Source organism: Bacillus cereus (genome assembly GCF_007678085.1).
Classification (GTDB): Bacteria; Bacillota; Bacilli; order Bacillales; family Bacillaceae_G; genus Bacillus_A; species Bacillus_A cereus_BE.
In genome coordinates, this window is the sequence record NZ_VEDW01000001.1 from 772,666 (window position 1) to 784,958 (window position 12,293).

Below are 12,293 nucleotides of genomic sequence, written 5' to 3' on the forward strand. Positions count from 1 at the left end.
ATAAATAAAAAAATAAAAAGGAAAAATAATGCAACTTTATAATTTGTTTATTCGTGTTATATATGAAAGGAGGAGGGGGATGGAGATTGAAGAAATATATAAGGTTTATATAAACGATTTGTATCGGTATTTATTTTCCCTTTCTCGTAGCCATCATGTAGCGGAGGACTTGGTGCAGGAGACTTTTTATCGAGCATATCTTTATTTAGAAGACTATGAAAACCAAAAGGTAAAATCATGGCTTTTTAAAGTCGCATATCATACGTTTATTGATTTTGTTAGGAAAGAGAAAAAAATAACCTTTGTAGGAACGGAGGAATTAGAGACAATACAAGCAGGGGAATCTACAGAAGAGTATGTAGTCGCAAAAAATAGTTATGAAAAGTTAATTCAGATTATTCATACTTTACCAGTGGTAGAGGCACAAGCTATTTTATTATGTGACGTACATCAATTAACGTACGAAGAGGGTGCTTCTGTACTAGACTTAAAGTTAAATACGTATAAAAGTCACATATTTCGTGGGAGAAAGAGATTAAAAGAATTGTTAAAGGAGGAAAAGAGTCAAAATGACAAATGATAAATCTCATTCTGAACAAGATGATTATAAAGAATTGTTACAAGAAGCTCTTCATCAAAGACCGGCTTCACTTCCTGATGGAAAACAGGAGCAAGTATTGAAAATAGGTAAAAAAAGAGCACGTATTACGAATGTATTAATTGTATTTACTTTTTTATTGCTTATTCAACCTATTATATATATATCTACACTCTTATATTATACAGTGGCACCTACAAACGCAATGGAGATACGGAATGTAGTAAATCAAACGTTAAGTGTAACAGAACCAAATGTATTTTTGAAAGATAGGGACATGGAGCAAACGTTGTTACCGCTTAGTTTGCAATTACATTTTGATTTGTATAAAAGGGTAGGAAAGAAAGATATTCGAATAGGAGAAGAGAAAACAGATTATGTATTTAGTAGTGCAACGAAAGTAAGCCGTGAATATACAACAGATGAAAAAATTCCAGAAGTCCCATATGTAGATAACGAAGTGTTGTCTCATCCTAATAATTATAATGCGTCCTATAATAGTAGCGAAGAAGCGCAGGTATTAAAGGGTCTGCCGCAAGAATCTGTTGTAGAAGCATTTGTGTCTTTTAGAGAATTATTAAGTGTACAAGAGGTAACAAATATGTTTCCTACTATTGATATCGTTTGGTATGCCGTTAATACAGGGTTAGAAGAGAAGCAAATGAATGATGATGGGATGTATGTAGCTCCGATTGGTTTTCCAGCAGATATAATTTCAAGGCCAAGTGGTGCTTTTGTAAGTGATTCACCTCATGAGGCACAATTTATTGATGTGTTAAAGTCATTACAGAAGCATGAAAATTTAGCAGTGAAGCTATCTAGAGCGAAAGTATTAGAGTTGTCAAAGCGTATTTCTTTCCTTGAAAAAAATGGGGTGAAAACATACGGGGCGGTTGTAACTGGGCCTAAAGTAGAAATTGAAAAATTGATGAGCCACGAAAAAGTTAGAAAATTGAAAGTAGGTGAAGCGAGGTTATGGAATTGGCATTCTTAAAAAAAAGAAAGAATCATATTTATAAACAGGAAACGTGGATGGGGACTATTTCATTAATTATTGCCTTTCTAGCGTTATTGTATTTGAACATTATATTGCTTATTCAAGAAACATTTATAGGTAAAGGTTTTCTGCAAATAGTTGGTATTGGAGTGGTGTGCTCAGTCATAGGTATGATCACAAAAAGCAAAAGTCGAAAATATGCATTGTGGGCATGTAGTTTATTTATTTTTATGCTGCTGTTTTCTGTATTTGGATTTATGCTAGGTTGGATGATAAGCTTTGGGCCATAAAAGTAAACTAGATAAGAGAAGAACTTATGAAATTTGAATTAAGCATTATACATCTAGGTTGAAGTTTTATTGATATGTTTTCCGCCCACGTATATATAAATAGGCGCAAATTTTGGACTAAAACAATAGCTCGTCCAAACATTAAGAATCCCCCTTACATAATATATAGTAATAAGCATGAAAGGGGAACTAGTATGTCTTGTTATTACTACTGTAAGTATTGTAAAGAATATAAAAAGAAACAGCATGATTGTTGTAAGTACACGAGTAAGTGTAATGACAACAAGGATAACCTTGTTAGGGCATCAGCATTTAGGGCTAGAAATACGGTGAATCAAACGGTTCCTGCCAATACTTTTGTAAAGGTATTGTTTCAAAATAAACAATTTGATTTAGCAAATGAGTATAATCCAGTAACGTCTATTTTTATTCCGAAGACTAGGGGAGTTTACTCTATTATTGGAACGATTGGTTTCTTTCCAAACGATCCTAGCTTAAATTATAGAGCTCGTGTAGAAATTCGTGTGAATGGAAACGCAGCAATAGCTATAGATAATGACTTTTTTGGTCCAATAAGTTTTGGAAATGTAGTAAGTGTTTCGACGATTATTGAATTGAATGAAGGGGATCAAGTTGAGATTTATGCACAAAGTAGCGTAGATGGAGTTTTAAGTCCTTCAGAAGACGGTTCACATTTTGAAGCTGCAAGATTCCCTTCTCCAATTAAATAAAGTCCAGTATACCGAATATATAGGTTAATCCTCACCAAAATGGTGGGGATGTTTTATTCTATTGAAAATAGTAACTGTTTGTCCAAGCTATTCTAATCTATGTAGCATAGTATGCAATAATAAGTTTAAAGGGGGACTTACTACGTCTTATTATTACTGTAAGTATTGTAAAGATTACAAAAAGAAAAGTCATGATTGCTTTAGAGAAAATAGTCAATGTGATAGAAAGTATGTAAAAGTGCATTGTTGTGATGATACAAAAGAAAAGCTTGTAAGAGCGTCTGCATTTAGAGCTGTAAATTCAATGAATCAACCTGTTCCGGAAAATACTCCTGTTAAAGTATTATTTCAAAATGAACAGTTTGATTTAGCGAATGAATATAATCCAGCAACATCTATTTTTATTCCAAAGACGAAAGGGGTATATAGTGTATTAGGGAATATAACATTCTCTCCAAATGATTTTAATGTAAATTACAGAGCTAGAGTTGAAATTCGTGTGAATGGAAATCCAGCAATAGCAATAGATAATGATTTCTTTGGGACCGGGGTGTTTTTTAATAATGATGTTTCAGTAACGTCTATTCTTCAATTAGAAGCAGGAGATTCAGTTGAAGTTTTTGCTGAGAGCAGTGTTGCTGGAGTAATTGTTCAAAATGTTAATGGTTTGAATACTGTTCATTTTGAAGCTGCAAGATTTCCTTCTCCAATTAAATAACGAATAGAATAAAATACTTTTCAGTAGGTTTAGTTAATCCCCTTTACCAAATGGTGGGGGATTATTATTGTTTTTCTAAACTTATAGTTTATCTCATGAGAATTTCACATGCTAGGAAGTAAAGTTGAAAGTGCTAGCTTATTATGAGTATTAGATATTCTGCAAGTAATAAAAAGCGTACAACGAAACGAGTAAGATGGTTGTAAAAGTTCTTTGGTATTACATTTGCTAGCAGTCTAACGGAATAGAAAAAATATCTTAATTTATGTCCGTATAATAACGGGCTTTTTCTTTACTATATAGAAATTACATATTTAACATTGGTTTGTGTAGGGAATGCTATTGAATGGAAAGGAATAACATTAAGGCGATTACACTATATAAAAATAAAATAAATCCTAAGATGAGTAGTATTGGATGTAACTTGAACATATTTGACCTCCTTGAGTATATAAAGATTTTAATACATCTATGGTCAATTTAGAAGGGAAATATATTAGATGAATCATGCTTGAATGAATACACTAATGTAACAGAGAAGTGAAAGTACAATAAATACAGGAGTATTGTTCAGTACACATTGATTAGATTGCTTATAAGTAGCAGGTGGGTTTACCACTAATGAAATATAAAAGTGAACAGGTTTATATGTAGAGGATGAGGGATAAATAAAAAAAGAGCATACACAAATGGTACGCTCTAAAGAAAGATAGGTTTTATGAGTGGATAATCTCCATACGATAATATATGCTCGGTTAATAAAAACGTGTAAAAAATCAATAGATTATCAATGAAATATCATGAAATGAGTAATTTTAGTCTTTTACCGAAGTTGTTTAGCTAACTAAATAGCTAGGATTATGAATAGAACAGATTAACAACCGGATAATGATCGCACTTCAGTTTCGTATTTCTTATAGTCTGGATATTGCGTAATAGTTTGACACTTAGGTGTGGAAAGTTGATTAATTATAGAAACATTTGTAATTACCTCGTTACAAGGGCCGAAAAATGTAATTTTTAGTTTTGAGTTTGGTGGAACTTTGACCACGATAGGTTTTTTTTCCATGAAATCATCTCCTAAAACGCAGTATTGTATACTGCGTTTTTTATTTAGTTTGTAAAGGCGTATGAATATATAATATGAAATTTTTAGTTGAGTTGATAATGATATGGAGTTTTATGGTGTGATCAGATTATAAAAAATTAGTAGAAAATTAATTAAAAGATTATATGTTTTGAAAAACAATATAGATTTTCTTTATTTATATTATAGGCAGCTAGTAATAGGTATAAGGGACTTTCAATAAAACAAGCTTTAAATATGATAATAAAAAGGAGATGAATTGTATTGGGGTATATTATCGATATTTCAAAATGGAATGGAACTATTGAGTGGGATATTGCAGCATCTCAGCTAGATTTAGTTATTGCTAGAGTTCAAGATGGTTCGAATACGGTAGATTTTATGTATCGAAATTATGTGAATGAAATGAAGAAACGTAGTATCCCATTTGGTAATTATGCATTTTGTCGCTTTATATCTATTGCTGATGCAAGGAAAGAGGCACAAGATTTTTGGAATCGTGGCGATAAATCTGCTAAGTTTTGGGTGGTAGACGTAGAAATTCAAACGATGATGGATATGCAAGGAGGAACACAAGCGTTTATAGACGAATTACGCCGTCTAGGTGCGAAAAAGGTAGGGTTATATGTGGGGCATCATACGTATGTATCATTTGGAGCACGTAATATTGAAGTAGATTTTGTTTGGATTCCTCGTTATGGAGGGAATAAACCAGCATATCCGTGTGATATTTGGCAATATACTGATTCGGGAAATGTTCTTGGTATTGGGAAATGTGATTTAAATCAATTAATAGGAAGTAAGTCGCTTTCTTGGTTTATAGGTTTGGATCAAGTAAATCAATCTATTCAATCCGGTAATGAGGATGCAGAGCATTCAAATGGTATAGGTATTGCAGTTTCAAAATATCCTGATGGATATAGTATAAACGTATATGAAAATCCTGCGAATCCTCAGTTTACAGGTACAATCACTCCAAAAACTCCATATGTAGTCTTACATGGTTATTGGGAAGGCGCAGAGAAAGATATGATTTGCTTAGGCAATGATAAACAGTGGGTCTATGTAAAACATTTTGATGTGAAATGGTTTTATGTATCTTCAAAATATCCCGTTGGGTATGGAGTTAACTACTATGCAGAGCCTGAATGTATAAATTATAAAGGGAATATTGATGGATCAAAATCTTTTCGGGTGTGGGGCAGAGCGAAAAATGCGGTAGATATCGGGCAAAATAATTGGATACTTGAAGAACATGTAACTATTAATTCGCAATAAGTAGTTGCATGTTTTTAAGAATACGTAAAAGGTCATATTACAGATACATAGTAAGATGACCTTTAATATTTGAACAAAAGGAATATGATACTTAGTTTATTCAAATGAAATGAATTACATGTGGAAAACACATTGTTTACACAACAACATTGTATAGTTATTCTTATATAATAATAAAAGTGAGGTATTTGGGATTGAAAAAGAAAAAGCTATTTTTAGGAACGATTATTTCATGCGTAGTACTGGCATTATCTGCATGTGGCTCCTCAGGCAACGTAGTAACATCAAAAGTAGGAAATGTTACAGAGAAAGAGTTAAGTAAAGAGTTAAGACAAAAATATGGGGAAAGTACTTTATATCAAATGGTGTTAAGTAAGGCATTGCTAGATAAATATAAAGTTTCAGATGAGGAAGCAAAAAAACAAGTAGAAGAAGCAAAAGATAAAATGGGTGACAACTTCAAATCGACTTTAGAGCAAGTTGGATTGAAAAATGAAGATGAATTAAAAGAAAAAATGAAGCCAGAAATTGCATTTGAGAAAGCGATTAAAGCGACTGTCACAGAAAAAGATGTAAAAGATAACTATAAACCAGAAATGAAAGTAAGTCACATTTTAGTGAAAGATGAAAAGACTGCTAAAGAAGTGAAAGAGAAAGTAAGTAACGGTGAAGAATTTGCGGCTTTAGCGAAGCAATATTCAGAGGATACTGGTTCAAAAGAACAAGGCGGGGAAATAACTGGTTTTGCTCCAGGGCAAACGGTGAAAGAATTTGAGGAAGCTGCATATAAATTAGATGCAGGACAAGTAAGTGATCCGGTAAAGACAACTTACGGTTATCATATTATTAAAGTGACAGATAAAAAAGAATTGAAGCCATTTGATGAAGTGAAAGATAGCATTCGTAAAGACTTAGAACAGCAAAGACTACAAGATACGACAGGGAAATGGAAACAACAAGTAGTCAATGATTTATTGAAAGATGCTGATATTAAGGTGAATGATAAAGAATTTAAAAATACATTTGAATTTCTAGAAAAGAAATAATGACTGTAACTAGAAAAGGGAACCTATATAGGTTCCCTTTTCTAGTTAGTGTGTGAGTTATAAATAGATAGTAAGACAATACAATATTACATATAAATATTAAGAATTACAATGGGAATTTATGTATTTTTAAAAATTGGAATGATTAATGGTTCATATAATGTTGATATTATAATGTTTTGTTTGCTTAATTTTATTAAATATAAAGTGAATTTATTAATTTCATCCCACTATTTGCGGGTAGTTTGAGTGGCGTGGGCTAATTTTTAGTGGGGGATAAACAACATCCTAATTAATTTAAGTTTTACTATATTGAAGTGGATAAACATAATTTGCATAATGAAACATACAATATTATTGAAAAAATATTGATGCTAAATGAAGTGAAAAGCAGAACATTCCACTAAAAAAGGATGTTCTTTTTAGTATGAAATTTTTAGGATAAAAAATAATTCTTTTAAACGAATTATTTAATAGATAAATATATTACGTAGGAGGAGAAAATATGAAAGTAATTTTTCAAAGAGAAGACGGAGGAAAAATTTTTGAATCACATGATGAAAATATAAGTAACTTATTAGCCATTTTAAAAGAAACGAAAGGGATTAAGATTGGGATGGTTGACTATGAAGTATTAAAATACGAATTAGAGTATTTTCGTAATCCCAAAAAAGCAGTAACAGAGAGGGAGTTACATATAATAGTACAACCAAAATATATTTAATAATTATGGGTAATTATTTATAGATAGTCTTATATCGTATGTACGAAAAGAGAGTGTTTACATTGCTCTCTTTTCATAGAAATTTTGTGAGTTCGTTCTTTATAATATATGCTTTCATTTATAGATGGTTAATAAACTTGAAAATTAAAACTTTTTGGTTTAGGCAGGGATTTTATATTTGAGTAGATAAATATTCGTATAAAATATTTTATACGAATATTGGAGGGGTAAAAATGAGTTTAGCAAGTTATATAGGCTGCAATGTAGAAATTCCGTTAACAGATCCAGATTCTAATGATGTAATTGTTTTTGGATCGTGTTTTTCAGATGAAAGTATGCTTGAAATTGTACAAGAGTTTCAATTCCAAACAAGTTACACGTATGAAGTTTCAACGAGTTGGGGCATTGAACTTGATGAGTGGCAAACTGAAAAGGAGAAGAAAGAAGCTAAAAAAAAACTATTAGCTTTATGCTCGATTATGGAAGGCTATTTAAATGATGGGGACTATTTTGAATTATTCAGTTGTTGGGTTGGTGATGAAGATAAGGAACGAGTGTGAGAATTAAAATTAAAAATAAATCATTTTAATATAGATGAGATTTGTATTCCGGAAAGAACTCTTGTGAGGATAGAAAAATAAATATAGGAATATACGTTATTAGAAAAAAGCGACTTCACTTTGTATGAAGTCGCTTTTTTGTTGATATGTGAACGTCCTATTAAATAAGAAGTGAAAAGCTCATTTGATGAAGAAAAAATAAATGATGGATAAAAATATAATATAAATCATTTAAAAAGAACGTAAGTTCGTGTATAATTAGAACGAATGTTCTTATAGGTGCAGATAGTATACGAGTAAGAAATAAAGTGAAACTTTAATTAGCAGGATGTTCATCTTCCGCTAATTATTAGCTTTCACCAATTAAGCGTTTACGGGCAGTTGATTTTCGTCTTACCTTCTTCTCGTGTGCCGAATATTGAGGAGGGAGCCCTACTGCTTGTTAATGCGAGATAAATATGAGCCTAACAATTATGAAAGAATAATTGAGAAATATTATGTGTGAAATTGAATGGATAAATCATCAAGGAGATAAAGAAATGAATGATGTAAAGGTGCAGAAAGTAGAAAGAGAATGGGTTCCATTTACAGTAATGTCGGAACAGTTGTTAAGTATGCGAAAGGTTGTTGGAGAGAAGTTTAAAGTACAAAAACCGCTCGTAACAAACGAAGCAAAAGAGAGAATTTCTGATAAATTATTAACGTCATTATTGTCTGAGAAAGAAATATTGGTGACATATTTTGAAGATGGATACATACTTACAAGCTATATGACAGTTGTGCATATAAACCCGCTAAAGAGCATTGTAATATGTACTGACGCATTTTATAAAACTTACGTATTTAATACTTCGGATATTATTGAAATAACGTAAAGGAAGCTGAAATTTTAATTTTTGCTTCCTTTGCGTTATGTTAGATGAGGGATATAAAAAATGAAACGAAAAAGCAGCTAGCTTCATACTAGCTGCTTAGCCCCAGGGAAAGGGAGAAAAAGATAGGGTACTCCAAAAATCAATAATAGCTGTGTAACAGCCTGATTATAGTATAGACAGATTTAAAATTCCTAAACAGAACGATGAAAAAATAGGATTAGGCTGTACCCACTTGGTTTTGATCTGCAAGGTCAGAATCAAACGTATTAGTCGCGCTCACGCCATTAAAAGTATTAACAACAAAACCAACGTTTGAAGCACCAGATCCATTATAAGCCTTCGTATTTTCTTTCGGAGAAACGTTGTAGAAATCACCTAAGTTAAATGAACCGTTACTATTTTGTACAACTAAATTCCCTACAACTGAGGGCATAGTTTTCACCCGCTTTACAATCATTTGTTAACACTACTATATGGTCTTATAGTCCAAATGGTTCATGTAGCAAAAATTGTGGGATAGTAAAACGTTTGAAGTGTAGCTTAATCCTGCATTAAAAGTATGTTAAAATTAATGTAAGGTCGATTAATTTTTTGAAAAAATTGTATAATTGATATATGTGAAATAAAGGGAGGTAAAATGTAATGAATAATGTTATAAAAAAAGTAGATTTAACAGATGCAAAATCAAGTAATCTTGTTGCGCTTATTTATAGCAATGAAGTTATTTTGGTTGAAGAAGCATTTTGTCCAAATGAAATAAAATTAAAGTTTAATGAGATTGCAATTTTATCTGCCATTAAAACAGCACATATAATGAAAGTATCCATCAGAAAAGAACTGGAAGCAATTTTTCATGACACTGGTGTTTTATTTGTGAAGCATAGTGTTGATTATGGTAACAGTCAATCTATCACTATGCATTTTGAGCAATTTAAAAAGTTGCAACATGAGATTGAGAATTTATATAAAAGTATGTAATAAGAATAAATGAAAATTCTTTCATAGAGGTGAACAGTTCTATGTTGAAAAAATGGGTTGAAAGTTTTTTAGATGAATCTCACTGTAAACATAAGTATAGTTTAATTAAGATGCAGGATAATGAAGATTTTAAAAGGGGTAAGCTAGGTGTAGCTTATGTGTATCGGTGTGGGAAATGCGGAAAAGAGAAGCTGAAATTTAAAAGTAATAACGAAATAAATAATGATTTTTTTGATATATAAAAAAGAGTAACTGTTACGGTTACTCTTTTTATTTACATAAAAATTCCTTCTAAAGTATGAAATGAGTTGATACTTTAGTAAATGGCTGAATGAAAAGGAAGAGTGTAAAATGTTGTAAAGGAGGAGAGATATTTGAAGCGAAACGAAATTGGAAAAATTGTAATGATTACAGGAGTGACGCAAGGGTTAGGTCGTGCAATGGTTGATCGATTTCATGAATTGGGATGGACTATATATGGCTGTGGGCGTTCAAAAGATAAAATTGAAGAATTGAAAAAATATTACGGTAATATACATGATTTTCAAATAATTGATGTTTCAGACTCCCAGCAAGTAAGTAGTTGGGCAAATCATGTACTGCATAGACATAGAGCACCTGATTTGTTAATAAATAATGCATCAATTGTTAATAAAAATGCGCCACTGTGGAAAGTAACAGCTCAAGAATTCGAAAATGTAATGAATGTAAACGTAAATGGTGTAGTAAATGTAATTAGGGCATTTGTCCCAGCGATGGTAGCTAGGAAAGAAGGTATGATTATTAATATGAGTTCTAGTTGGGGCCGGGAGGGAGAAGCTGAGCTGGCGCCATATTGTGCCTCAAAGTTTGCAATTGAAGGTATCACGAAATCTATGGCACTTGAATTGCCCTACGGTATGGCTGTTGTTGCTTTAGATCCCGGCGGAAGTATTAGTACCCCAATGCTGTATTCATGTGCACCACAGTATGTAAATGAATCACCCACACCTGAAATGTGGTCACGTAATGCAATTAAATATATATTAAATATAACAATAGATAAAAATGGAGCTTCATTGACATGCCTAGAATGTATGTAAATATTTATTGAATTGGCATATTTTAAGTGTTACACGCTTTGTCTAAAAAGGTACCTTAAAGGTGCTTTTTTGTATGATTAACACATTTTAGAATGCACAAAATTACACATAGAAAATAAATATGAGATTAAGGATGCTATTTGTATATGTCGAAAGCACTAGAAAATTTCTAAATAGGTGATAAGAATGAATCCAAGTGGTTTAAAAGTGACAGGAGCATGGTTTCAAGTAGGAGGAAATCTTACAGCGGCTATTGGGACGACAAGAGGATTTATTGGAGAAGAGAAAGTTGAATCGGATCTTGTAATTGTAGGAAGCTCATTACAAGCCCTCGGGTATATATTGCAAATTATAGCGAGTAATGATATCGGAGATGAAGATGAAAGAGAAAACCAAAATATGTGTTTGGAGAATAAAAGTGAAATGCTCGATAAAATGGGCATTGAGTTATTAGCATTAGGGAATATATCAAATGTAATAGGAACATATTTTAATATAAATGAACAATTGAAAGAGAATGATTATCTCATAATTGTCGGGAACAGTTTACAATCGATTGGAGCTTTTTTAGGAGTAGAAGCAGCTTTGCTTCAGATGAAAGCAATACAGAGAATTATAATATTAGGTAATTCTCTGCAAAGTTTAGGTGCTGGACTTCAAGCATATCAAGGTATTATTAATATATCAAATAATGAAATAGAAAAGGCAGACAGTACGGTTGATAAGAAAAATGAGAGAATAATAGCACTCATTGGTGTTTGGATACAAGCGATAGGAACTGCTATTTCTGCGATTGGATTAACTATAATAGAGAAAGAAGAAAGGTTAGAAAAAATAAAAATATGAAAATACACATTTGATAAAGGAAGGGGAATTTCAATTTTACATACGTGGTAAGATTGAAGTAGTAGGTTTTTAGGCATTTGAATAGAATATATAAGAGTAGAAAAGTTTTTCATGCTTAATTAGAATGTATGAAATATAAAAATAATTGGTTTTGTGAGCGTATGAAAAGAAGAGAGATAAAAAATACAAAACAAGGAGTTTTCCAGAGATGATGTATTTATTGGCAATTCTACTACCACCTGTAGCCGTATTATTTTGCGGAAAACCATTTCAAGCAATCATTAACTTCATATTAACATTAATATTTTGGGTTCCAGGAGTTATACATGCGATATTAGTTGTACATGATAAAAAAGCAGACCGGAGATTAAAAAAACAAATTCAAGCGTATGATCAAATGAATAAGAGGGATAGAAGATAGCTAAGTCGTGAAATGATTTTAAAAAGAAAGGGGGGTTACCTCCTTTCTTTTTTTCATAATGT

General features: G+C 31.7%; 16 protein-coding genes and 1 pseudogene. 15 read left to right on the forward strand and 2 right to left on the reverse strand.

Annotation, left to right across the window (positions count from 1 at the left end):
• The first annotated feature begins 79 nt into the window (after window positions 1-79).
• The 5 genes from FS742_RS03880 (at window position 80) to FS742_RS03905 (ending at window position 3,334) form a co-directional block, all read left to right on the forward strand.
• The gene (locus FS742_RS03880) at window positions 80-580 is read left to right on the forward strand and encodes a sigma-70 family RNA polymerase sigma factor (protein ID WP_144611275.1); all 501 of its coding nucleotides are present in this window, start codon (window positions 80-82) and stop codon (window positions 578-580) included.
• A complete protein-coding gene (locus FS742_RS03885) occupies window positions 570-1,592 on the forward strand; it encodes an anti-sigma factor (RefSeq protein ID WP_144611276.1) in 1,023 nt (340 codons plus the stop codon). The genes FS742_RS03880 and FS742_RS03885 overlap by 11 nt, the downstream gene beginning before the upstream one ends.
• Entirely contained in the window at window positions 1,574-1,885 is a 312-nt protein-coding gene (locus FS742_RS03890) for a hypothetical protein (RefSeq protein WP_144611277.1), read from the forward strand. Before FS742_RS03885 ends, FS742_RS03890 begins: the two co-directional genes overlap by 19 nt.
• 194 nt (window positions 1,886-2,079) lie before the next feature.
• Entirely contained in the window at window positions 2,080-2,616 is a 537-nt protein-coding gene (locus tag FS742_RS03900) for a C1q-like domain-containing protein (RefSeq protein ID WP_144611279.1), read from the forward strand.
• 106 nt (window positions 2,617-2,722) lie between these two features.
• The gene (locus FS742_RS03905; RefSeq protein WP_144612056.1) at window positions 2,723-3,334 is read left to right on the forward strand and encodes a complement C1q domain-containing protein; all 612 of its coding nucleotides are present in this window, start codon (window positions 2,723-2,725) and stop codon (window positions 3,332-3,334) included.
• Between the two features lie 874 nt (window positions 3,335-4,208).
• Here the strand turns inward: FS742_RS03905 and FS742_RS03910 are convergent.
• Complete coding sequence (locus FS742_RS03910) at window positions 4,209-4,403, reverse strand: hypothetical protein (RefSeq protein ID WP_144611280.1); 195 nt, start codon at window positions 4,401-4,403, stop codon at window positions 4,209-4,211.
• A 282-nt stretch (window positions 4,404-4,685) separates the two neighbouring features.
• Between FS742_RS03910 and FS742_RS03915 the strand changes: the two genes are divergently transcribed.
• The 5 genes and pseudogenes from FS742_RS03915 (at window position 4,686) to FS742_RS03935 (ending at window position 8,904) form a co-directional block, all read left to right on the forward strand.
• On the forward strand, window positions 4,686-5,699 hold the full coding sequence (locus FS742_RS03915; RefSeq protein WP_144611281.1) for a glycoside hydrolase family 25 protein: 1,014 nt from the start codon (window positions 4,686-4,688) through the stop codon (window positions 5,697-5,699).
• A 194-nt stretch (window positions 5,700-5,893) separates the two neighbouring features.
• Window positions 5,894-6,745 carry a peptidylprolyl isomerase PrsA gene (locus FS742_RS03920; RefSeq protein WP_144611282.1) on the forward strand — a complete coding sequence of 284 codons (852 nt, stop codon included), beginning with the start codon at window positions 5,894-5,896 and terminating at the stop codon, window positions 6,743-6,745.
• Window positions 6,746-7,250: 505 nt separating this feature from the next.
• Window positions 7,251-7,469, forward strand: coding sequence for a hypothetical protein (locus FS742_RS03925; RefSeq protein ID WP_144611283.1), 219 nt, complete (start codon window positions 7,251-7,253; stop codon window positions 7,467-7,469).
• 233 nt (window positions 7,470-7,702) lie between these two features.
• Window positions 7,703-8,110, forward strand: a pseudogene (locus FS742_RS03930) (hypothetical protein).
• 458 nt (window positions 8,111-8,568) lie between these two features.
• Window positions 8,569-8,904: a YolD-like family protein gene (locus tag FS742_RS03935; RefSeq protein ID WP_144611284.1), complete on the forward strand. Its 336-nt coding sequence runs from the start codon at window positions 8,569-8,571 to the stop codon at window positions 8,902-8,904.
• Window positions 8,905-9,121: 217 nt separating this feature from the next.
• On the opposite strand, the gene gerPF is transcribed toward FS742_RS03935, so the two are convergent.
• Complete coding sequence (gerPF, locus tag FS742_RS03940; protein ID WP_001141565.1) at window positions 9,122-9,337, reverse strand: spore germination protein GerPF; 216 nt, start codon at window positions 9,335-9,337, stop codon at window positions 9,122-9,124.
• A gap of 209 nt (window positions 9,338-9,546) precedes the next feature.
• On the opposite strand from gerPF, the gene FS742_RS03945 reads away from it, so the two are divergent.
• The 5 genes from FS742_RS03945 (at window position 9,547) to FS742_RS03965 (ending at window position 12,231) form a co-directional block, all read left to right on the forward strand.
• Window positions 9,547-9,882, forward strand: a complete 336-nt coding sequence (locus FS742_RS03945; RefSeq protein ID WP_144611285.1) for a hypothetical protein — start codon at window positions 9,547-9,549, stop codon at window positions 9,880-9,882.
• A gap of 41 nt (window positions 9,883-9,923) precedes the next feature.
• Window positions 9,924-10,124 (forward strand): hypothetical protein, encoded by a 201-nt coding sequence (locus FS742_RS03950; protein WP_144611286.1) that lies wholly within the window; start codon window positions 9,924-9,926, stop codon window positions 10,122-10,124.
• Window positions 10,125-10,256: 132 nt separating this feature from the next.
• Window positions 10,257-10,964 (forward strand): SDR family oxidoreductase, encoded by a 708-nt coding sequence (locus FS742_RS03955; protein WP_144611287.1) that lies wholly within the window; start codon window positions 10,257-10,259, stop codon window positions 10,962-10,964.
• 186 nt (window positions 10,965-11,150) lie between these two features.
• Window positions 11,151-11,810, forward strand: coding sequence for a DUF6944 family repetitive protein (locus FS742_RS03960; protein ID WP_144611288.1), 660 nt, complete (start codon window positions 11,151-11,153; stop codon window positions 11,808-11,810).
• Between the two features lie 208 nt (window positions 11,811-12,018).
• The gene (locus FS742_RS03965; protein WP_144611289.1) at window positions 12,019-12,231 is read left to right on the forward strand and encodes a YqaE/Pmp3 family membrane protein; all 213 of its coding nucleotides are present in this window, start codon (window positions 12,019-12,021) and stop codon (window positions 12,229-12,231) included.
• The last annotated feature ends 62 nt before the right edge of the window (window positions 12,232-12,293 follow it).